Origin of the sequence: Rhizobium sp. CIAT894 (assembly GCF_000172795.2) — a bacterium.
In the GTDB taxonomy this organism is placed as follows: Bacteria; Pseudomonadota; Alphaproteobacteria; order Rhizobiales; family Rhizobiaceae; genus Rhizobium.
This window is the reverse complement of record NZ_CP020951.1, coordinates 323,777-344,543: the sequence shown is the minus strand read 5'-3', so window position 1 is coordinate 344,543 and position 20,767 is coordinate 323,777. Positions and strand designations below refer to the sequence as shown.

The 20,767-nt window shown below is 63.5% G+C and carries 19 protein-coding genes; 4 read left to right on the top strand and 15 right to left on the bottom strand.

Annotation, left to right across the window (positions count from 1 at the left end):
* Positions 1-9 precede the first annotated feature (9 nt).
* From RHEC894_RS28000 to RHEC894_RS27980, 5 genes are all read right to left on the bottom strand, one after another.
* Positions 10-924: an SMP-30/gluconolactonase/LRE family protein gene (locus RHEC894_RS28000; protein ID WP_085739969.1), complete on the bottom strand. Its 915-nt coding sequence runs from the start codon at positions 922-924 to the stop codon at positions 10-12.
* A gap of 14 nt (positions 925-938) precedes the next feature.
* Complete coding sequence (locus RHEC894_RS27995; RefSeq protein ID WP_085739968.1) at positions 939-1,889, bottom strand: ABC transporter permease; 951 nt, start codon at positions 1,887-1,889, stop codon at positions 939-941.
* Positions 1,886-2,833 carry an ABC transporter permease gene (locus tag RHEC894_RS27990; RefSeq protein WP_085739967.1) on the bottom strand — a complete coding sequence of 316 codons (948 nt, stop codon included), beginning with the start codon at positions 2,831-2,833 and terminating at the stop codon, positions 1,886-1,888. Before RHEC894_RS27990 ends, RHEC894_RS27995 begins: the two co-directional genes overlap by 4 nt.
* On the bottom strand, positions 2,830-4,281 hold the full coding sequence (locus tag RHEC894_RS27985) for a sugar ABC transporter ATP-binding protein (protein ID WP_085739966.1): 1,452 nt from the start codon (positions 4,279-4,281) through the stop codon (positions 2,830-2,832). Before RHEC894_RS27985 ends, RHEC894_RS27990 begins: the two co-directional genes overlap by 4 nt.
* Positions 4,282-4,352: 71 nt before the next feature.
* Positions 4,353-5,369, bottom strand: coding sequence for an ABC transporter substrate-binding protein (locus RHEC894_RS27980; RefSeq protein WP_085739965.1), 1,017 nt, complete (start codon positions 5,367-5,369; stop codon positions 4,353-4,355).
* A 279-nt stretch (positions 5,370-5,648) separates the two neighbouring features.
* Between RHEC894_RS27980 and RHEC894_RS27975 the strand changes: the two genes are divergently transcribed.
* Positions 5,649-6,902: a sensor histidine kinase gene (locus RHEC894_RS27975; RefSeq protein ID WP_085739964.1), complete on the top strand. Its 1,254-nt coding sequence runs from the start codon at positions 5,649-5,651 to the stop codon at positions 6,900-6,902.
* Positions 6,899-7,621, top strand: a complete 723-nt coding sequence (locus RHEC894_RS27970; protein ID WP_049735793.1) for a response regulator transcription factor — start codon at positions 6,899-6,901, stop codon at positions 7,619-7,621. The genes RHEC894_RS27975 and RHEC894_RS27970 overlap by 4 nt, the downstream gene beginning before the upstream one ends.
* Before the next feature lie 124 nt (positions 7,622-7,745).
* On the opposite strand, the gene RHEC894_RS27965 is transcribed toward RHEC894_RS27970, so the two are convergent.
* Positions 7,746-8,774, bottom strand: a complete 1,029-nt coding sequence (locus tag RHEC894_RS27965; protein ID WP_085739963.1) for a proline racemase family protein — start codon at positions 8,772-8,774, stop codon at positions 7,746-7,748.
* 230 nt (positions 8,775-9,004) lie between these two features.
* Here RHEC894_RS27965 and RHEC894_RS33180 point away from each other — a divergent pair, with 230 nt between their 5' ends.
* Entirely contained in the window at positions 9,005-9,148 is a 144-nt protein-coding gene (locus tag RHEC894_RS33180) for a hypothetical protein (RefSeq protein WP_164517725.1), read from the top strand.
* Positions 9,149-9,162: 14 nt separating this feature from the next.
* On the opposite strand, the gene RHEC894_RS27960 is transcribed toward RHEC894_RS33180, so the two are convergent.
* Both RHEC894_RS27960 and RHEC894_RS27955 read right to left on the bottom strand, forming a co-directional pair.
* Complete coding sequence (locus RHEC894_RS27960) at positions 9,163-10,185, bottom strand: class I SAM-dependent methyltransferase (protein WP_085739962.1); 1,023 nt, start codon at positions 10,183-10,185, stop codon at positions 9,163-9,165.
* 199 nt (positions 10,186-10,384) lie between these two features.
* Complete coding sequence (locus RHEC894_RS27955) at positions 10,385-10,792, bottom strand: carboxymuconolactone decarboxylase family protein (RefSeq protein WP_085739961.1); 408 nt, start codon at positions 10,790-10,792, stop codon at positions 10,385-10,387.
* 294 nt (positions 10,793-11,086) lie between these two features.
* On the opposite strand from RHEC894_RS27955, the gene RHEC894_RS27950 reads away from it, so the two are divergent.
* Entirely contained in the window at positions 11,087-12,016 is a 930-nt protein-coding gene (locus RHEC894_RS27950; protein WP_085739960.1) for a TauD/TfdA family dioxygenase, read from the top strand.
* Positions 12,017-12,062: 46 nt separating this feature from the next.
* Here RHEC894_RS27950 and aspA read toward each other — a convergent pair whose 3' ends face one another.
* The 7 genes from aspA to RHEC894_RS27915 form a co-directional block, all read right to left on the bottom strand.
* Entirely contained in the window at positions 12,063-13,490 is a 1,428-nt protein-coding gene (gene aspA, locus RHEC894_RS27945; protein WP_071091469.1) for an aspartate ammonia-lyase, read from the bottom strand.
* Between the two features lie 146 nt (positions 13,491-13,636).
* Positions 13,637-14,695, bottom strand: coding sequence for an asparaginase (locus tag RHEC894_RS27940; RefSeq protein ID WP_085739959.1), 1,059 nt, complete (start codon positions 14,693-14,695; stop codon positions 13,637-13,639).
* Between the two features lie 73 nt (positions 14,696-14,768).
* Positions 14,769-16,241, bottom strand: a complete 1,473-nt coding sequence (locus RHEC894_RS27935) for an amino acid permease (protein WP_071091463.1) — start codon at positions 16,239-16,241, stop codon at positions 14,769-14,771.
* 237 nt (positions 16,242-16,478) lie between these two features.
* Entirely contained in the window at positions 16,479-17,183 is a 705-nt protein-coding gene (locus tag RHEC894_RS27930; protein ID WP_085739958.1) for a FadR/GntR family transcriptional regulator, read from the bottom strand.
* 51 nt (positions 17,184-17,234) lie between these two features.
* Positions 17,235-17,954, bottom strand: coding sequence for a FadR/GntR family transcriptional regulator (locus tag RHEC894_RS27925; protein ID WP_085739957.1), 720 nt, complete (start codon positions 17,952-17,954; stop codon positions 17,235-17,237).
* Positions 17,955-18,027: 73 nt separating this feature from the next.
* Positions 18,028-18,849, bottom strand: coding sequence for a bifunctional allantoicase/(S)-ureidoglycine aminohydrolase (locus tag RHEC894_RS27920; RefSeq protein WP_085739956.1), 822 nt, complete (start codon positions 18,847-18,849; stop codon positions 18,028-18,030).
* 79 nt (positions 18,850-18,928) lie between these two features.
* Positions 18,929-20,764, bottom strand: a complete 1,836-nt coding sequence (locus RHEC894_RS27915; protein ID WP_085739955.1) for an ABC transporter ATP-binding protein — start codon at positions 20,762-20,764, stop codon at positions 18,929-18,931.
* Between the last annotated feature and the right edge of the window lie 3 nt (positions 20,765-20,767).

Sequence of the window (20,767 nt, the reverse complement as noted above, 5' to 3'; positions counted from 1 at the left end):
TTCACGCTCTCACGGCACCTGAGCCCCACTCACCGCAACGTAGACCGCATAAACCGACCGCGTCGCCGCGATGAACAGCCGGTTGCGTTGAGGCCCGCCGAAGGTGAGGTTGGCAACGGTTTGCGGTACGCGGATCTTGCCGATCAGTTTGCCTGTCGGGTCGAAGCAATGCACGCCATCGGCCGCACTCGACCAGAGGTTTCCGTTCACGTCGGTGCGGATCCCGTCCGGAATGCCGTTGTCGATCAGGCAGAAGACGCGGCCGTTTGTGAGGCTGCTACCATCGATCACGTCGAAAGCGCGGATGTGACGCGGCAGGCTTTCGTCGTGGCTTGCTGCCGAGTCCGCCACGTAGAGGATGGTCTCGTCGGGCGAGAAGGCGAGGCCGTTCGGCTGGATGAAATCCTTGACGACGGCCGCAAGCGCGCCGGTCGCCGGGTCGAGCCGGTAGACGTTGCGGGCCGGCTGCTCCGGCACGGCGCGATAGCCTTCATAGTCCGACATGATGCCGTAGGTGGGATCTGTGAACCAGATCGTGCCGTCCGATTTCACCACCACGTCGTTCGGCGAATTCAACCTGGCGCCCTCGAAACGGTCGGCGAGCACAGTGATCGAACCATCGACCTCGGTGCGGGTGACGCGGCGCCCACCATGTTCGCAGGAGATCAGCCGGCCCTGCCGGTCGCGCGTGTGGCCGTTGGCGAAATTGGAGGGTTGCCGGTAGACGGAGACGCCGCTCTCCGGCGTCCATCGCAGCATGCGCTGATTGGGAATATCGCTCCACAGCAGCTGGTTGGCATCGGCGAACCAGACGGGACCTTCCGCCCAGCGGCAGCCGGAATAGAGTTCATCGAGGCCGGCGCTCGTGACGATCATCTGCCGGAAGCGCGGGTCGTGGATTTCATAGATACTGGCCTCGGCCATGGCGGTCTTCCCGTTTATCGCATGCCGGCCCGGCGGCCGCCGGCGAGCATGATGACGCTGATGATAATGAGGCCGGTCATGATGAGGCGAATGCCGGCGCCGACCCCGTAAGTGTTGAGCATGGAGACGACCAGGAACATGAAGAGCGATGCGCCCCAGATGCCCGGCACATTGGAATCACCGCCGGCGACCGCGGTGCCGCCGATCACGACGACGGCAATCGACATCAAGAGATATTCCGAGCCCATGTTGAGTGCTGCGCCGCCGGAAAAGCAGGCGAGCAGATAACCCGCGACCGAGGCGAGCACGGCGCAGAACAGATAGGTGACGAAACGTGTTCCGTCGACCGGGATGCCGGCCATCCGCGCGGCCGGCATGCTCTGGCCGATCGCCGAGATCCAGCGCCCGTAGATCGTCTTCTCGAGCAGAAACCAGGCGAGAAGCGAGATGAGCAGCGCGACGATCGCCACATTCGGCATGCCGAGCGTGTTCGACGTGGTGAATTCCGCCAGCATGCTCGGGGGCTTGATGCGCAGGCCGCGGTTCGTCCAGATCGCGGCGGACTGCACGATGAAGCTCATGGACAGCGTCGCGATGATCGGCGGGATGCGCAGCGCCTTGATCAGCGCATAGTTGCCGAGGCCGACGACAAGGCCCAGGACGATGGCGACGAGAAGGCCGGGCAGGATCATGCCGTTTTCGACATTCATCAGCTTCAGCGCCACCGTGCCGGCCAGCGTCATGGTGGCGGGAACCGAGAGGTCGATGTTGCCGGGACCGAGCGTGATGACGAACATCTGGCCGATGCCGACGATGACCGAGAAGGCGGCGAAGGTGAGGGCTGCCTGCGACAGGCCGAGCGTGCTGGCGCCGAGCGTCACCATGATCGTCAGGAACCAGACGACGAAAGCGGCAAGCCACGACCATATCCAGGGTCTGCCGAAAAGGCGGAGCAGCGGGGTCATCCGCGTTTCTCCCGCTTTTCCAGGCGGTTCAGCATCAGGCGGAGCGCGAGAACGACGATCAGGATCGCCCCCTGAGCCCCGATCTGCCAGTCCGGCGAAATGCGCAGGAAAGACAGGAACGAGCCCGCAAGCGTCAGGGTCAGCGCGCCGATGACGGCGCCGACAGGGGAGACGCGGCCGCCGATGAACTCGCCGCCGCCGAGGATCACGCCCGCGATCGACAGCAGCGTGTAGCGCAGCGCGATATTGGCGTCGGCCGAGGTAGTCAGGCCGACGAGGGCAATGCCGGCGAGCACCGCGAAGAAGCCGGCAAGTCCGTAGGCGGTGGCCCGCGCCCCGACAATCGACCAGCCGGCGCGCTCGACCGAGCGCTGGTTGCCGCCGATGCCGCGGATCAGCACGCCGAGCGAGGAGCGCATGACGAGGAGATGGGCGACCACGGCAATGACGATGCTGGCTACGATCGCCATCGGCGCCAGCGGCGGCTTGACGGTCATCAGAAAGCGCACCCAGTCCGGCGCCTGGCCGCCGGGTGCGGGCAGCAGCAATACGGCAAGGCCGCCCCAGACGAAGCTCATGCCGAGGGTGACGACGATGGACGGCAGGTTGCGCAGATGGATGACGACGCCGAGTACGGCATAGGTGGCGATCGCGCCGGAAAGGATCAGCATGCCGGTCATGGGGGCATCCCGCAGAAAGGTCGCGGTGACGCAGGCGACGAAGCTGACGAAGGTGCCCATCGACAGATCGAGATCGTTGACCGCCATGACCAGCATCTGGGCGATCGTCGCAAGTGCGATCGGCACCGCCAGGTTGAACAGCAGGTTGAGCCCGACATAGCTCATGGCGCGCGGCTGCAGCCAGAAGACGGCGGCAAGCAGCAGCGTCAGCGACAGAGCGGGAATGGCAAGACGCAAGGCGTCGGACGAAAGCCGGAACGTCATGCGGCGACCCCTTCGAAGGAGGCGGCGATGATATTCGTCTCGTTGACGGCGTCGCCGGCGAGCTCGGCGGTGATGCGGCCTTCGCGGAAGACGTAGACGCGATCGCAGAGCCGCACCTCGTCCATTTCGGTCGAATACCAGATGAAGGTGCGGCCGTGCGCTGCCTCCTCGCGGATGATCGCGTAGACCTCCTGCTTGGTGCCGACATCGACGCCGCGCATCGGATCGTCCATCAGCACGACAGGCGCGCGCGTCGCAAGGGCGCGGGCGAACAGCACCTTCTGCTGGTTGCCGCCGGAAAGCGACAGGATACGATTTTCCATATCGGGCGTGCGGATCTCGATCCGCCGCTTCCAGTCGGCGCCTTTCGTCTCTTCTTCGCTGGCACGGATGAGGCCGCGGCGGGACAGATCGCCGAGCGAGGCGATGGAGAAGTTGCGCAGGATGCTCCACAGTTCGAAGACGCCGTTGAGGCGGCGGTCGCCGGCGACGAAGGTGACGAGCGGATCGCGCTCGGGCAGCCAGTTGCCGGACTGGGCGGCATGCAGGGCAAGCAGCAGCTCGGTCTGGCCGTGGCCGGCCAGCCCCGCCAGTCCGACGATCTCGCCCTTGCGCGCCGTGAAGGGCAGGCCTCTTGCCGGGTGCGACAGAATGACGGGCGCGGTGGATTGCTCGCGCGCCGCGTGCTGCCCGCTCTCCTCTTTCGCAACAGTGCCCATCGCTTCGACGAGACCGTGATGGTCGAATCCATCAGCCGGCCGTTCGGCGACGACGCGGCCGTCCTTCATGACGATAATGCGGTCGGAGGTTTCGAGGATTTCGTGCAGGATATGCGAGATGAAGATGACGGCCCCGCCGGCGGCGGTGAAACGGCGGACATGATCGAGCATCTGGCGGGCAAGGCTTGCATCGAGCGACGAGGTGGGTTCGTCGAGGATGACCAGCCGCGGCGGGGTGCCGGCGTCGGAAAAGGCCATTGAAATCTCGACCATCTGCCGCTCGGCGATCGAAAGATCGCCGACGGCCCGGCCGCTGTCGATGCCATGGCCGGGAAAGACGGTGTCGAGGCTCTTCTCGATGATATCGGCGGCGCGCCTGCGCCAGCCGAAACCGCCGAGATGGCGATGCATGATGCGGGCGTTCTCGACGATCGAGAGATTGGGGCAGAGCGAAAGCTCCTGAAAGACGCAGCGCACGCCGCGGGCGCGCGCCGCATTGATGCCGTAGCGCTCCAGCCGCTCGCCGTCGCTCGCCACACTCCCTTCATGCGGCGTCAGGCCGCCATTGATGACGCTGACGATCGTCGATTTGCCGGCGCCGTTGTGCCCGACGAGGCCGACGCATTCGCCCGGCATGACGCGGAGCGTGACACCGTCGAGCGCCCTGACCGCGCCGAAGCTCACCTTGGCACTATCGACGGCAATCACCGCCTTTAAAACCTCATCCATGCTGCCCCGCCATGCCTGCTCGCAAAGAATGCCGCGCGGCCATTTGCGGCCGCGCGGCAGCCGCCGGGAGATTACTTTGCCTGCTCGATGACCTTGATTGCATCAGCCTGGGTGTATTCCACGTTGGCGACGCCGCCAGCCTGGGTATTGGCGAGGTTGGTTTCGAGATTGTCCTGGTCGATGCGCAGGAAGGGCACGACGAGATCTTTCTTGACCTGCTTGCCGTCGAGAATCTGCTGGGCGACCCAGAAGGCCAGCGTGGAGACGCCGGGCGCGATCGACACCGACATCGTCTCGTAGCCCTTGGCGTCCTTCTGTTCCTTCCACCATTTCAGCTCGTCTTCGCGGTTGCCCATGATGATGGTCGGCATCTTCCGGTCGGTCGCGGCGATCGCCTGCGCGGCGCCATAACCGTCGCCGCCCTGCGTCACCACGCCGACGATATCGGGCAGGCTCGGCAGGATGCCGGCAACCGCCTTCTGCGCCACGTCCTGCGCCCAGTCGCCGTGAACGGAGCCGACGACCTTGAACTGCGGGAACTGCTTGACGCCGTCATGGATGCCGGCCGAGATCTCGTCGTCGACGAAGACGCCGGCCAGGCCGCGGATCTCGAGCAGATTGCCGCCGGCCGGCAGTTTCTTCGACAGGTACTCGACCTCGCTGCGGCCCATTTCCTTGAAGTTGACGGCGATGCGCCAGGCGCAGGGTTCGGTCACGATACCGTCGAAGGAAACGACGGTGATGCCGGCGTCGCAGGCTTCCTTGACCGCGCCGTTCAGCGCCGTCGGCGAGGCGGCGTTCAGCACGATTGCATCATAGCCCTGCAGGATCATGTTCTGGATCTGCGCCGCCTGTTCCGTCGCCTGGTTCTCGGCGGTGGTAAAAGGATCGGCTGCGGCAACGACGCCGGCCTTGACGGCCTCGCCGGTGACTTTGCCCCAGCTCGTCAGCATGGCCTGGCGCCAGGAGTTGCCGGCATAATTGTTGGAAAGGGCGATTTTCTTGGCCGACGTGTCGGCAAAGGCGGAAACGGGCATCGCGGCGCAAGCAATAGCGGCCGATGCCAGAAGCATCTTACGAATTGTCATGTCTCTCTCCCTTTGATCGCGCCGGTCGGCGGATCGTTCACTCCTGTGTGCCCAAAATGGGCACGAGTGAAAATTGTTCTTGCACTGAGCTTCCTCCTCTCAGTAAGGGCAGGATGCGGGAGATCGACCGGCCTGTACAGGGGCAAGGCAGCAAGTCGTTTGCGGGTTTTGCGCAATTAGCTGCGGGTTTACGCAAGACGGCGGCGCTTCCGCGGGCGCTTACTGCGAAGGGCGCGCTGCGGGTTGAGGAGCCTGCTGCCGTCTCGGGGAGGAACCACCATGCTGCATCTCGCACCCGCAGCCATGTTCGACCACTATCTCGGCATTTCCCGGCTGCTCGCGGGCCAGCTCGATTTCCGCTCGGCCATCCGTTCCGTTGCCGCCGAGGTCGCCCATATCATCCCGCACGACCATCTAGATGTCTGCGTGCTGCTCGAGGGCGGCAACTACCACACGGCCTATGAGACGGGCATCGAGACCGCCTGGGGCGACCTTGCCGGGGCGCCGGTGGTCAACAGCCCGATCCGCTCGCTGCTCTGGGGCGAGGTGGATTTTCTGCTGGCCGACGACGCCATGACGGACCAACGTTTCCACTTCGAGGGCGCCTTCAAGCGGCCGATCGTCGAGGAGTCGCTGCGGAGCCGCCTTCACGTGCCGATGAAGGTGCAGGGCACGATTATCGCCGCACTCTCCTGCTCGTCGCGAACGGCAGGCGTCTACACGATGGAGGATATCGAACGCGCCCGCATCATCGCCGACCTGCTGACGCCCTATTTCTTCGCGCTGCAGGCTGCCGAGCAGGCGCAGCGCTCGGCCATCGTCGAGGCGGAGGCCCGGGCCCGCGAGGAGGGGCTGCGGCAGGGCGCGCTGAAGCTGACCGAGGCACTGGAGCAGGAGCGCCAGCGGATCGGCATGGACCTGCACGACCAGACGCTCGCCGACCTGACGCGGCTCGCCCGCCGGATCGATCGCCTGTCGCGCAACGGCGAGGTGACGCCCGAGGCGCTGGAGCCGGTGTCCCGCTCGCTGCAGCATTGCATGCAGGATCTGCGGCAGATCATCGAACAGGCCAAACCCTCGGTGCTCCAGCTCTTCGGTCTCGCGCAGGCGATCGAGCATCATCTCGACCGCTCGACCCGCGACACCGGATCGGCGATCGAATGGGGTCTGGTCGACGAGACGCATGGCGCATTGGAGCGGCTGGAGCCGACCGTCAGCGTCGCGCTGTTCCGCATCGCCCAAGAGGCGATCAACAATGCGGTGCGCCATGCCGCACCGCTCACTGTGACGGTGCGGCTGGAGGCCGATGAGGAGCGGCTGTCGATCGAAATTTCCGACGACGGGAGCGGGCTCGCCAAGGCACGCGGCCGGATCGGCGGCGGCATCGATAATATGAAGACCCGTGCGCGGCTGATTTCGGCGCGCTTCACCACCGGGCCCGGCCATAACAATCGCGGCACCGTGGTGCGCGTCGTCCTGCCGCTAACCCCGCACGACCCGGCGAGCGGGCCGGACCGAGGAGAGACACGATGAAGGTTCTGATTGTCGAGGACGACCCGCTGCACCGCTCCTATCTGCACGAGGCGGTCAACGCCGCTCTGCCGGAATGCGATACGGTGATCGAGGCCGAGAACGGCACGGCCGGCGAGAAGCTCGCCCGCGACCACAAGTCGGCGCATATCGTCATGGACCTGCAGATGGCGAACCGCAACGGCATCGAGGCGGCGCGCACCATCTGGAAGGAGCGGCCGGAGACCCGCATCCTGTTCTGGTCGAACTATTCTGATGAGGCTTATGTACGCGGCGTCTCGCGCATCGTGCCGGATGGCGCCGCCTACGGCTATGTGCTGAAATCCGCCTCGGACGAGCGGCTGAAGCTGGCGCTGCGCTCGATCTTCATCGAGAGCCAATGCGTCATCGACCGCGAGGTGCGCGGCCTGCAGCAGAAGAGCCTCGGCCAGACGAACGGCTTTACCGATTCCGAATACGAAATCCTCGTCGATATCGCGCTCGGCCTCACCGACCGGGCCATCGCCAAACGCCGGGGCCTGTCGCTACGCAGCGTACAGAACCGCCTGCAGCAACTCTACGACAAGCTCGATGTCTACCAGAGCGCCGGCGACGACCACGAGGATGGCCGCTTCAATCTCCGCGCTCGCGCCGTCACCGTCGCCTTCCTGCGCAAGCTCCTCAATTACAGCGCTCTGGAGCGAGCCGAGGCGGAGCTGCAGGAGTGGCTTGACGGAAAATAGGTCCGGAGCGCACGCGCGTTCGGGCAAACCGGGAATAGACGCCGGCAACATGCATTCGGCACTGGCGCTGCAGCGACCAAAAGCCAAACAACCAGGCATCAGGCCGCTTCGCGATAGGGCTCTGCTACAGGTCCATCGGCCAGGTATCGGAGAGGCGGTAGCCGGCCGGGAAGGGGTCGGCGGGATCGACCATCAGCTGCTTGGTGCCGATGACCCAGGCTCGGCCCGAGATGATCGGGCTGATCCCGGCCTTGCCATGGATGTCGACCTCGCTGTCGATGCTGCAATGAAATTCAGTGTCGATGAGCGAGGTGCCGACGAACTTGTCACCCACCGTCATCTGACCCTTGGCGTGAAGGACCGCCATGCGGGCGGAGCAACCAGTCCCGCATGGAGACCGATCGATCTTGCCCGGCCGGATGGCGACCGCGTTCCTGCCCCAGAGCACGCCGTCCTTCATCATCAGGGGATCCGTGATCTGGCAGAAGGAAATGTGGTCCCAGTCGTTGGCAGGGTGCTTGAAGCCGAGCTGCTCATTGGCCGCCGCGGTAATCTTGACACCCATGCGGGCGATATCGCGCGCCTGATCGGGCTGCAGGCAGAGGCCGAGCGATGCGGCATCGACAAGAACAAAGCTGTCCCCGCCATAAGCCGTATCCACCGTGATGGTGCCGAGACCCTCGACTTCAATCTTGGCATCGAGCTTGTCGGCAAATGACGGGACGTTCCTGACCCGGATCCGCTCGGCCTTGCCGTCACGGCATTCCGCCTCGACCTCGATCAGACCGCCCGGCGCCTCGAGAACCATGCGGGTGACTGGTTGCTGCATCGGGATGATGCCGGTGTCGAGCAGAACGGTCGACACGCACATCGAGTTCGAACCGGACATCGGCGGGGTATCGGCCGGCTCCATGACAATCCAGCCCATCTGCGCCCTTGGATTCTTCGGGGGAACCAGCAGGTTGACGTGCCTGAAGACGCCGCCGCGAGGCTCGTTCAGCACGAAATTGCGCAGCGTCTCATCCTCGGCGATCCAGCGGGATTGCTCCCAGACCGTGGCGCCCGGGGGCGGAGCGACGCCGCCGACAATCACATCGCCGACTTCGCCTTCCGCATGGCAGCTCACGAGATGGATGACCTTCGATGTGCGCATATGTTCCTCCTGCTGAGTGACCGCGCCTCCGGCGCCTTCGATATAGGATATCGTATACGATTCACAAAGATCAAGTCAAGCGCCGGCAAGAGCGCTGCATGACTCCTCCGATGTTCCATAATTCCCATTACGCCACATTTTGTATAGCCGGCTACATAAACTTTCCAAGTGCGACATATGCAGCTCTTCGCCGGCCGCGCTTTGGCTCGCTGCTATTGAGGCTCTGGCCGATGATGGCGGCGATCGTCGCTGCGACGGTATTGGGATCGTCGTTTATCGCAAGCAACAACACCGTTCTCACAACCGCCGCGCTCGGAGGCGCGCTCGCCCTCTATTTGCTCAATCGCTTCACGCTTTGCCTGGAGTTGCCGTAGCAGCGATCGGCAGGCTATTGAAAGAGGATGATGCTTGCCGGCGTTGGCGGCATCGGTTTGACCGTGACGCCGGCAAGGCCGGCCAGTCTTGCCATCTGTGTCAGCTCACTTTGGGTGTAAGCTTGGCCGGCCGGCGTGCTGGCCAGCATCTCCCAGGAGAACGCCGCGGGAAAAGGCGGCGACACGCCATCTTCGTTCGGCACGAAATCGACCGCGACGATCCGGCCTTCCGCCGCAAGGCTGGCGATGATCTTTCGCAACAGTTCAGCACATGTCGGCAAATCGAAGTGGTGCAGAAAATTCGGAAGCAGGACGAGATCGTAACCCGTACCCCAATCCACATCGAAGGCACTGCCGGCGATCGTCCGGTACCGGTCAGCGACGCCGGCCTTTTCCGCATTCTGTCTCGACAGTTCCAACACAGCGGCCCAGTCGACGGCGACGATCTCCGCCGATGGAAAGGCCTTCGCAATTTCGATCCCGAACATGCCGGGACCGGCAGCGATATCCAAAACCTTTTTGGCAGACCTCCGCCAGCCGGAGATTTCGCCGGCCAGTATTTTGGCGCTGAGACCGGTAAAGGAGCCCATGCCGCGCGCAAACTTCAACCAGACGGGGTTGTCTGCCGACATGTTCGCAAGCCCGGCCGAACCGCCGTTTCGCACGGCGGCGGCCGGATCGCGCAGAAAATTATCCAGGATTTCGGGTGCGGCGACGAACTCGACAGCAGAGCCCATATAGGCCGGCGAATTGCGATCGAGGAACATCCTGGTCGAAGGCGTCATTCGGTACTGGCCGCTCTCCTTTGTCAGGAAACCATGGACCACGAGATAGTCGCACAGGATGCGCACCCCACGCTCCGAGGCGCCTGTTGCCGACGCCAGCAATTCTGCCGTTTTGCCCTCGCCGATATGCGTAAAGAGATCAAGTTCGATGGCTGCCCTCATCGCCGCGGTCTTTCGGCATGCAAAGAGTGCATCGACCACGAGTTCGGGCGACACGACGCCGGTATGAGCGTCCTCGACAATTGTTTCCATAGGATCCCCCGAGCTCTCGACCGATCTTGCCCGGCAGCGCCGGCCGCAGGAATTATGCGTACATTGGCATATTCTACAATACGCACTGCGCTAACCCTATCGGGTGCTCCCCGCCTCGATGGCCGAGCCGTCCTGACGGCCGCTCCCGCCCGCATGACGTAATGACGGCGCATGTCTGTGAGCCCCGAGTCCGTCTTTTCTACCGTACCTCAAATTCCGGATCGGACGGAACCTGCATGGCGAGGGCAAGATGGTTTGTCTGCGCGGCAAGGCCGATGATCGTCAAAAGTTCACCATGTTGGGCATCCGTCATCCCGCGGGTCCGGGCGGCTGCGGTATGGGATTGAATGCAATACTGGCAGGCATTGGCCGTCGACACCGCGATGTAGATCATCTCCCGCGTCAACGGATCGATTGCGCCTTCGACCGTCATGACCGCTTTCAGCGTTTCCCATACCCGCTTGAGGTTGGCCGGATCGTTCGCCAGGGCGCGCCAGAAATTGTTGATGAAATCGGTCTTGCGCGTCGCCCGGATGTCGTCGAACACGGCTTGAACGGCCGGAATGGCGGCGGCCTCTTGGTCCGACAGGAGTTTGACTGTTGCCATCGAAAGTTCCTTTCCGCGCGCCGATCTACGGCCTCAGCATGATATTGCTCGGCGATCCGCCGCCTGCGGAAGATAGGAAGAAACGGCAACGGCTGCCAGCCTCCCCGCCGGCGAGGAAATCGAAGCGGCTGTTTCACGAAAACGGGCAAAATTAGAAATTATTGTCTACAGATTTTGTAGATTATACCGTTCCATAGCCCTGTCGACTTCAGCGCTGAGAATTCGAACGCCCGATGGATGCATCCTTGGGCGCATGTGACCTGCCGACTCTTCCCATATCAACAGGAGATTTCCATGAGCAATCCGGTTCTCGTCAATCAGATCATTCCCGACACCGATGTCGTCCGGCTGACCGGCCGTGTCGGCGCCGAAATCAAAGGTATCCGCCTCGGCGGAGAACTTTCGGATACAACGGTGGCAGCCATCAACCAGCTTCTCCTGAAGCACAAGGTGATCTTCTTCCGCGATCAGGGACATCTTGACGATTCCGAACAGGAGGCTTTCGCGCGCCGCCTCGGCGACCTCGTGCCGCATCCAACCCAGGGCCCGGTTGACGGCACGGCTTCCATCCTCAACCTCGATTCCAGCCGCGGCGGTGGCCGGGCGGATCAGTGGCACACAGACGTCACCTTCGTGGACGCCTACCCCAAATTCTCCGTCCTGCGCGGCGTCGTCATCCCGGCGGCCGGCGGCGATACGATCTGGTCCAACACCCACGCCGCATACGAAAGCCTGCCGGCGCCGCTCAAACTGCTGGCGGAGAATTTGTGGGCCATTCACAGCAATGCCTATGACTATGCCGCCGTGCGCCCTCGCGCCACCGCCGAAGAGAAGAAGCATTTCGAGGAGGTTTTCACCTCGACCATTTACGAAACCGAGCATCCGGTCGTGCGTGTCCATCCGGAAACCGGCGAAAGATCGCTGCTGCTCGGCAACTTCGTTCAGCGCCTGGTCGGCCTGTCGAAGAGCGACTCCGCCAAACTCTACGAAGTGTTCCAGTCCTACGTCACCGCCCCGGAAAATACCGTGCGCTGGCGCTGGAGAGCCGGAGATGTCGCGATCTGGGACAACCGCGCCACCCAGCACTATGCCGTCAACGACTATGGTGACCAGCACCGCGTCGTGCGCCGCGCCACCGTCGACGGCGATGTTCCCATCAGCATCGACGGCCGCCGCAGCATAACCCACGTCAAGGCTGCCAAGCCGCAAGCAAAGGCGGCGTGATCGCCCACATATGAGTGTCGCCCGGAAGCAAAATGGGCCGCATGCCTTACGAGAAGGACAGCTTCTCGCTTGGCCGGGTCAGGGTTTCCGGGCGCAGCACCGCATCGAGATGCTCCTTCTGCATCAGGCCGCGTTCGAGAAGGATTTCGTAGACCCCCCGTCCCGAATGATGCGCTTCCAACGCAACCTCGGTGGCGTTGCGATAGCCGATATAGGGGTTGAGCGCCGTGACGATGCCGATCGACTGCTCGACCGTCTGCCGCAAACGGTCGCGATTGGCGGTGATGCCGCAAATACAATTCGCCTCGAGCGTCAGGCAGGCATTGGTCAGGTGGCTCAGGCTGCGGTAGAGGCTGTAGAAGATCACCGGCTCGAAAGCGTTCAGCTGCAGCTGGCCAGCCTCGGCGGCCATGGTGATCGTCACGTCGTTGCCGATCACTTCGAAGGCGACCTGGTTGACGACCTCGGGGATCACCGGATTGACCTTGCCGGGCATGATCGAGGAACCGGCCTGGCGCGCCGGCAGATTGATCTCGTTCAATCCGGCCCGCGGCCCCGAGGACAGCAGCCGCAGATCGTTGCAGGTCTTGGAAAGCTTGACCGCGACGCGCTTCAGAACACCCGAAAGCTGCACGAAGGAGCCGCAATCCTGTGTCGCCTCCACCAGATCAGGTGATGTCACCAGATCGATACCGACGATTTCGGACAGGCGCTCGCGCACCAGCGCTGCGTAGCGAGGATGAGCGGTGATGCCGGTGCCGATCGCGGTTGCGCCGAGATTGATCTCACGGATCAACGAGACCGCCTCGGAAAGACGCGCCTCGTCCTCCGCCAGCATCAGCGCATAGGTTCCGAATTCCTGCCCCAGTGTCATCGGCACGGCGTCCTGCAACTGGGTGCGGCCCATCTTCAGGACGTCGGCAAACTCGACCGCCTTGGCCTCGAATGCCCGGCGCAGAATGCCCATGGCGTCGACCAGGCGGTGAACGCCGATCCATGCGGCAAGCTTCAGCGCCGTTGGATAGACGTCGTTGGTGGATTGCGAGAGATTGACGTGCTCGTTCGGATGCAGGTGCTGGTACTCGCCCCGGCGATGGCCCAGGATTTCGAGCGCCCTGTTGGCAATCACCTCGTTGGCGTTCATGTTGGTCGAGGTTCCCGCCCCGCCCTGGATCAGATCGACGACGAAATGATCGTGCAGCGCACCGTCGCGGATTTCGATGCAGGCCGCGATGATCGCGTCGGCGCGCTCCTGATCCAGAAGGCCGAGGCTCGCATTGGCCTGAGCCGCCGCCTGCTTGATCGCCGCGAGCGACGCGATCAGATCCGCCGATTCCTTCAGCGTCTGGCCGGTAATCGGAAAATTCTCGACCGCACGCAGCGTGTGCACGCCGTAATAGGCCGAGGCCGGCACGTCGCGATCGCCGATCAGGTCGTGCTCGACGCGGATAGCAGTGATATCGGATGTCGTCATGGCAGGAACCTTCGAGTGGGGCGCTGCGGGCACGCATTGCGGCAGCAGGCTGAAGACGAGAATGGCTGGTGACGCGGCGGGGTTAGCCGCGTCGACAGACGTCATCGGGCAAGGGCGGCAAGGCGAAGATCGTCGCCGTCCGCCTTCTATCCGCGCAGTTTGAACGGAAAAGACACGCCGCCCGTCGTAACACCCATCGTATTGACACGCTGAGGATGGTGGAACGGCGCGAGCTGGCTGCGGATCTCAGGCGAACCGATGCCGAGCCGCTCGAGAAGCTCAGTCACGACGGCGTAAAGAATTTCGAGATTGCCGTCCTCGATCTTGACCGAGATGCCGAGCGCACCGTCCGTCCCCAATCGCCGGGTTTCGTCCGAGGCCCGCACGCCGATCGCGTAGCTGGCATCGGCCCCGAGCTTGCCGATGAGGGCGCCGTTGAATGCGCGCATCAGGGCCGTGCAGTAGCGCCCCTCGCCCGCAACCATGTCAGGGTGGTGTGCCATTGCATGGAAGATGCGGGCCAGTGCGGCACCGCGCCTCGACGACCCCTCGCCCGCCCCGTCGCCATCCGCTGCCGCGGCAAGCTTGGTATAGATTCGGGCCAGGCGATCCAGGGGAAAGGCCGGGGTCGGGAGATTGCATCCGTCGATCCCCCATTCGACATCCCGAACATCCAGATCGCAGAGTTCGGCGACAGTGCGCTTGACCCTCCCCTGCATCGGATGATCCGCCAGGTGGTAGCCTTCCATGTCTGCGCCGATCGCCCGGGCGCCGGCAAGCATGCCGACGTGCTTACCCGAGCAATTGCTGCAGACGGCTGTCGGGACAAAGTCCTGCCTGATCCAGGAGCGGTTGACCGTTTCGAACAGCGAAGGATGACCGCCGCAGCGAAGGTCAGCCTCCTCGGCCTTGATCTTCGACAGCATGGCCCGCGTGCGCGCGATATGCCGCTCTTCGCTGCTGTGGGACGCGCACATCAGCGCAACATCCGCATCATCGAAGCCGAAACGCTCGACGCCCTCCGCCTCCAGGATGGCAAGCGCCTGGGCCGGCTTGGCGGCGGAGCGGGCAAGCGTCATACGCTCGGGATTTCCCAGCGCGTAAAGCAGCCTGCCCTTTGCATCGACGACAGCCGCGTGGACGCGATGGCGGTTCTCGACGATGCCGCCACGATCGGTGACGACGAAATCCTCACTCGGGGTCATGTCTCTCTCCATTTCATGCCGCACCCCGGCGGCGACATGCGCCGCCGGAGCAAGCCTCGATTGTCGATCGGTGTCAGGCGAGATCGAAACCGCCGCGATCCTCGCCCTGTTCGGCGGCGAGCATGTAGATGCGCTCACGCATCAGCAGCCAGCCGACCACTAGCGCCGGAATGATCAGCGCCAGAGAAGCGACCGTGTAGGTTCCGACCGGATAGTCGAGAGCCATCAGGATCACGACGACGGCAAGGAAACCCAGCGTCAGCACGCCGGTATAGGGCGCGCCGAACATCCGGAATTCAGGCCGCGCCAGCTTGCCCTGCCGCGACAGCTGCCACAGCTTGAGCTGGCAGAGCACGATCACGCCCCATGCGGCGATGATGCCGAGGGCGGCGACATTCAGGCCGATTTCGAAGGCCTCCGCCGGAACGACGGCGTTCAGCACGACGCCGAAGGCGGTCACGACAGCCGTCACCGCAATGCCGACATAAGGCACGCCGGATCGGTTCATCTTCGCCAGCGCCGCCGGCGCCGAGCCGGAAACCGCCATGGAATGCAGGATGCGGCCTGTGGAATAGAGGCCGGCATTCAGCGACGACAGGACGGCGGTCAGCACGACCAGGTTCATGACGACGTCGGCGCCCTGGATGCCGATCTTGCCGAAGAAGGTCACGAACGGGCTCTCGCCGCCCTTATAGGCGGTATAGGGCAGTAGCAGTGACAGCAGCAGGACCGAGCCGACATAGAAGACCACCAGGCGCAGCACGACTGTCCGGATCGCCCGCGGCATGACCTTGCGGGCATTTTCGGTTTCACCGGCGGCGGTGCCGATCAGCTCGATCGAGGCATAGGCGAAAACCACGCCCTGTATCACCACCAGGGCCGGCAGGATGCTGTTCGGGAACATGCCTCCGAAATCGGTGATCGTGCTGAGGCCTGGAACATGGCCGTCGATCGGCGTGCCGGTGACGACGAAGTAGACCCCGACGATCAGGAAGACGACGAGGGCGAGAACCTTGACGAGGCTGAACCAGAATTCCAGTTCACCGAAGACCTTCACCGACAGAAGATTCATCGAGAGGACGAGGACCAGCGCCGCCAGCGCAAAGACCCACTGATCGATCATGGCGATCCATGGAACATAGGCCTTGAAGAAATTCATGTAGAGGGCGACCGCAGTGACGTCGGCGACCGCCGTCATCGCCCAGGTCAGCCAATACATCCAGCCGACCGCGAAGGCGAGCTTTTCGCCGTAAAATTCCCGGGCATAGGAGACGAACGAGCCCGAGGTCGGGCGATGGACGATCAGTTCGCCAAGAGCCCTCAGAACGAGAAAGGCGAAAAAGCCGCACAAGGCATAGACCAGCACAAGTGCCGGACCGGCAGCGGCAAGCCGGCCGCCGGCGCCGAGAAATAGCCCCGTGCCGATGGCGCCGCCGATGGCGATCATCTGGATCTGCCGCGGCTTCAGCGCCTTGTGGTAGCCGAGATCCTCCTCGGCAAAGACTTGGCCTTCGGCCTCGCTTCTATTGGATTGCATGACTGTCATTTCTCCTCCCTATCCCTGGGTTCGGCAACCTCCCGGCCGCCCCTCCGAGCAGATGTCATAAAGATGTTAATCTGCTATGCGGTCTGACAGATTTGGCGAATAAAGGAAAAACCACCCTGCAGTCAAGGATTTTCCCTCTGCTATTTGTGGATGCGTCACCGGCGGCCTGGAGAAAGGCAGTCTTTGGCGGCGGGATTGGATCGATTTCCTAGGCTTCCGTCAAAAGCGCCAAAGATATCAGAGCTCGATGCCGATGATGCGGCTGACAGCCGCCGCGACCTTCCTGAGATGGATTTCCATCGCTGCCTGAGCCTCGGTCTCCGCCCCTATGCGAATGGCTTCGACGATGGCGCGATGCTCTTCATTCGATTCCTGACGGCGTGGCCCCAAGGCGGTCAGCAGCCCAGATTGCTGCGCCATCGCTTCGCGGACGTCATCGACGATATCGCGGAAGACGGCGTTCTTCGAAGCTTCGGCGATCAGCCCGTGAAAATCCGAATCCAGCCGCACCCAAGCCTCGGTATCTTGTTCCTGCTCCATCCGGTCGCAAAGGTGAAGCAGCCGGGACAGCTCATCGTCGCTCCGGCGCAGCGCTGCCCAGCCGGCAGCGGATACTTCGACGAAGGGCCGCGCCTCCACCAGATCACGCGCCGAATAATCGCCGTAACGGATATCTCCGCCGCCGCCAGCCGCGAGCACATAGGTTCCGCTTCCCGTTCGCGTCTCCGTCAGCCCCAAAATCTGCAGCGAGCGCAGCGCTTCCCGCACGATCGGACGGCTGACGCCGTATTTTGCCGCGAGCTTGGCTTCCGACGGCAGCTTGGAACCTTCGGCAAACCGGCCGGAGACAATGAGATTGCGCAATTCCTCGAACACCAGTTCCGAGGCGCTTTTTCGACTGAGGATCGCGGAGTCGGAAAGCCAGTTTTCCAGATCATTCATCGTCTTGCATTCGATCGGCAGCGCAGCCGGATATGGGGTGCAAATTTAAAATCATACCTTAGGCGCAGTCCCTCTTTCATCGGCAATCCCGATGATGGAACGCTTGACCTCCAGCAGATGCTCGGCCATCGCGGCCTGCGCATCCCTCTCGCTGCCCGCGGCAACGGCCCGGAGAATGCGGCGGTGCTCGGCGTTGGAGGCTTTGCGCCGGCCGCGAACATGCTCCACCAGTTCCGATTGCGTCGAAAGCGCGCCGCGGACATCGGCGACGACTTTTCGGAAGATCGCATTGCCCGAGGCTTCGGCGATCTCTCCATGGAACTCGGCGTCCATCCGCACCCATGTCTGGACGTCGTCCTCCTCATCCATCCGGTCGCACAAGGATGAGAGCGACGCCAGCTGCTCGTTCGAGCGCCGCAATGCCGCCCAACCCGCAGCCGGGATCTCGATGCAGGGGCGCGCCTCCATGAGATCGCGGGCGGAATAGGCGCCGCCGCCGAGCTGTCGCGCCGGGCTTTCCGAAACGATATAGGTGCCCCGGCCGGTTCTGGTCTGCGTGAACCCCAGCGTCTGCAGCGAGCGGAGCGCTTCACGCACGATCGCCCGGCTGATGCCGTAACGTTCGGCGAGCTGCACTTCCGAGGGAAGACGGGTGCCGAGCGCCAGTTTCCGACCAACAATGGCGGTGCGGATATCTTGGAAGACCGCTTCGGCAGCGTTTCTCCGGCCGATCTCTTTCTTCTCTGACAGCCATGAATCCATATCCTGCATCGAAGGACGATGCGGGCATTCGAAAGAGCTGTCAAGCAACCGGACAGGTGCCGGCGGCCTGCCGACGCGTGGCCTACCAGAGCTTCATGTGACGGTTGACGTCCTTGTAGAGCAGGTAGCGGAAGCGGCCGGGGCCGCCGGCGTAGCAGGCCTGCGGGCAGAAGGCGCGCAGCCACATGAAATCGCCGGCCTCGACCTCGACCCAATCCTGGTTCAGGCGATAGACCGCCTTGCCCTCCAGCACATAGAGACCGTGCTCCATCACATGGGTCTCCATGAAGGGGATCACCGCGCCAGGCTCCAGCGTGACGATATTGACGTGCATATCGTAGCGCACATCGGCCGGATCGATGAAGCGGGTCGTGCCCCAGCGGCCGTCGGTGTCGGGCATGGCGCGGATCGGATGGTCGTCCTCATGGGTGACGATCGCCGGCGGCGGCTCCAGCCCCTCGACCTCCTGAAAGGCCTTTCTGACCCAGTGGAAGATGGCAGCGGCCGAACCGTCGTTTTTCAGCCGCCAGGCCGAACCGGCGGGAATGTAGACGAAGGAGCCGGCGCGCAGCGCGTGGCTGACGCCTTCGAGCTCCACCATCATGCCGCCTTCGACGACGAAGAGGACTGCTTCGGCCCGCTTGTCCGGCTCCGGCCGATCACTGCCGCCGCCCGGCTGAACCTCCATGACGTATTGCGAGAAGGTCTCGGAGAAACCGGAAAGCGGACGGGAGAGAACCCATGCCCGCGTTCCCGTCCAATGCGGAAGCAGGCTGGTGACGATATCGCTCATGACGCCGCGGGGGATGACCGCGTAAGCCGTGGTGAAGACGGCCCTGCCGGAAAGCAATTGGGTCTGCGGCGGCAAACCGCCGAGCTTCGAAAAATACTCTGTCTTGTCCATTGATGCGGCTTTCCAGGCAGATGTCACTGCATCTGCTTTATGCGCCGTCGGCCGGTTAGGCAACTCCCAACGCCTTTCGCTACCGGTCGGCCATCACCAGGTGGCCCGGCCCGACTTCACGATAGAAGGTGGCCGGAGGCTGGTAGTCGACTGATCGCATCGGGCTCTTGATCTCGTCATTCGCCACCATGCGTTTTTCGTGGCGGCGGTCGGGATCCGGCACCGGCACGGCGGCGATGAGTTTCTTCGTATAGGGGTGTTGCGGGTTTTCGAAGACGGCGGCGCGCGGGCCGATCTCAACGATCTCGCCGAGATACATCACCGCCACGCGGTGGCTGACGCGCTCGACCACCGCCATATCGTGCGAGATGAACAGGAAGGCGAGGTCGAGGCTCTGCTGCAGGTCGAGCATCAGGTTGATCACCTGCGCTTTGATCGACACGTCGAGCGCCGACACGCTTTCGTCGGCGACGATGACCTTCGGCTGCAGGGCGAGCGCGCGGGCAATGCAGATGCGCTGGCGCTGGCCGCCGGAAAATTCATGCGGATAGCGCGCCGCCATATCCGCGGACAGGCCGACCTTGACCAGCAGATCGGCAACGACCTCTTTTGCCTGTTTCGAACCGCCCATTCTGTGTTCGAGATAGGGCTCGGCGATCGCGGCCCCCACCGTCATGCGCGGATTGAGGCTGGCAAAGGGATCCTGGAAGATCATCTGCACGGATTTGCGCATCTCGCGCAGATCCTTCCTGTCGAGGCCGAGCACCTCCCTGCCCTCGACGAGAACGGAACCGGCCTGCGGCTCGATGAGACGCATGATGGCGCGGCCCGTCGTCGATTTGCCGCAGCCGGATTCGCCGACAAGCGACAGGGTTTCGCCGGCGTGCAGATCGAAGGAGACGTTTTCGACCGCATGCACCCGGCTGGTCAGCCGGCCGAACAGGCCGGAATGAATGTCGAAACGCTTGGTGAGGTTCTTCACCTCAAGCACCGGCGTCGCCGCGACGGTATCGGCGGCCTCGGCCGGACTATCCGACTGACCCGTCGCCGTGTTGACCACCGGGAAGCGCAGCGGCCGCTGGCGGCCCTGCATCGAGCCGAGCACCGGCACGGCCGACAGCAGCGCTCTGGTATAGGGATGTCTGCCGCGGTGGAAGATATCGGCGGTGACGCCGCTTTCGACCTGTTCGCCGCGATACATGACCACCGTCCGATCGGCGATCTCGGCGACGACGCCCATATCATGGGTGATGAAGAGAACAGACGTCCCCTCCTCTTCCTGCAGCATCTTGATGAGATCGAGGATCTGACCCTGGATCGTCACGTCGAGCGCCGTCGTCGGCTCGTCGGCGATCAGGAGCCTCGGCCGGCTGGCAAGCGCCATGGCGATCATCACCCGCTGGCGCATGCCGCCGGAAAAGCGGTGCGGATATTCGTCGAAGCGCGAGGCGGCCGAGGGGATGCGGACTTTTTCCAGCAGCCTGATCGTCTCGGCCCTGGCATTGGCCTTGCTCATCTCGGAATGGCAGAGCAGCGCTTCGGAAATCTGATCGCCGATGGTGAACAGCGGATTGAGCGAGGTCATCGGCTCCTGGAAGATCATCGCCACCTCGTTGCCGCGCACCTGCCGCATGGCATGTTCGGGCAAGGTCAGCAGGTCGCGGCCGCCGAGCATGACCCGGCCCTCGACGCAGCTGCTATCGGCCTGCAGCAGCCGCATGATCGAGAGCGAGGTGACGCTTTTGCCCGAACCGGATTCGCCGACGATCGCCACGGTTTCGCCAGGTGCGACGGTGAAGGAGACGTCGCGCACGACCGGTTTCCAGGCGCCATCGACCAAGAAGGACGTCGTCAGCCCCTCGACGGAAAGAACGGCGGCGGCTGTCTCGATCGATTCTGCCTGGACGCTGCCCATCTC

Coding starts and splice junctions, on each gene's coding strand:
- RHEC894_RS28000 (WP_085739969.1), bottom strand. CDS start 924: ATGGCCGAGGCCAGTATCTATGAAATCCACGACCCGCGCTTCCGGCAG.
- RHEC894_RS27995 (WP_085739968.1), bottom strand. CDS start 1,889: ATGACCCCGCTGCTCCGCCTTTTCGGCAGACCCTGGATATGGTCGTGG.
- RHEC894_RS27990 (WP_085739967.1), bottom strand. CDS start 2,833: ATGACGTTCCGGCTTTCGTCCGACGCCTTGCGTCTTGCCATTCCCGCT.
- RHEC894_RS27985 (WP_085739966.1), bottom strand. CDS start 4,281: ATGGATGAGGTTTTAAAGGCGGTGATTGCCGTCGATAGTGCCAAGGTG.
- RHEC894_RS27980 (WP_085739965.1), bottom strand. CDS start 5,369: ATGACAATTCGTAAGATGCTTCTGGCATCGGCCGCTATTGCTTGCGCC.
- RHEC894_RS27975 (WP_085739964.1), top strand. CDS start 5,649: ATGCTGCATCTCGCACCCGCAGCCATGTTCGACCACTATCTCGGCATT.
- RHEC894_RS27970 (WP_049735793.1), top strand. CDS start 6,899: ATGAAGGTTCTGATTGTCGAGGACGACCCGCTGCACCGCTCCTATCTG.
- RHEC894_RS27965 (WP_085739963.1), bottom strand. CDS start 8,774: ATGCGCACATCGAAGGTCATCCATCTCGTGAGCTGCCATGCGGAAGGC.
- RHEC894_RS33180 (WP_164517725.1), top strand. CDS start 9,005: ATGATGGCGGCGATCGTCGCTGCGACGGTATTGGGATCGTCGTTTATC.
- RHEC894_RS27960 (WP_085739962.1), bottom strand. CDS start 10,185: ATGGAAACAATTGTCGAGGACGCTCATACCGGCGTCGTGTCGCCCGAA.
- RHEC894_RS27955 (WP_085739961.1), bottom strand. CDS start 10,792: ATGGCAACAGTCAAACTCCTGTCGGACCAAGAGGCCGCCGCCATTCCG.
- RHEC894_RS27950 (WP_085739960.1), top strand. CDS start 11,087: ATGAGCAATCCGGTTCTCGTCAATCAGATCATTCCCGACACCGATGTC.
- aspA (WP_071091469.1), bottom strand. CDS start 13,490: ATGACGACATCCGATATCACTGCTATCCGCGTCGAGCACGACCTGATC.
- RHEC894_RS27940 (WP_085739959.1), bottom strand. CDS start 14,695: ATGACCCCGAGTGAGGATTTCGTCGTCACCGATCGTGGCGGCATCGTC.
- RHEC894_RS27935 (WP_071091463.1), bottom strand. CDS start 16,241: ATGACAGTCATGCAATCCAATAGAAGCGAGGCCGAAGGCCAAGTCTTT.
- RHEC894_RS27930 (WP_085739958.1), bottom strand. CDS start 17,183: ATGAATGATCTGGAAAACTGGCTTTCCGACTCCGCGATCCTCAGTCGA.
- RHEC894_RS27925 (WP_085739957.1), bottom strand. CDS start 17,954: ATGCAGGATATGGATTCATGGCTGTCAGAGAAGAAAGAGATCGGCCGG.
- RHEC894_RS27920 (WP_085739956.1), bottom strand. CDS start 18,849: ATGGACAAGACAGAGTATTTTTCGAAGCTCGGCGGTTTGCCGCCGCAG.
- RHEC894_RS27915 (WP_085739955.1), bottom strand. CDS start 20,764: ATGGGCAGCGTCCAGGCAGAATCGATCGAGACAGCCGCCGCCGTTCTT.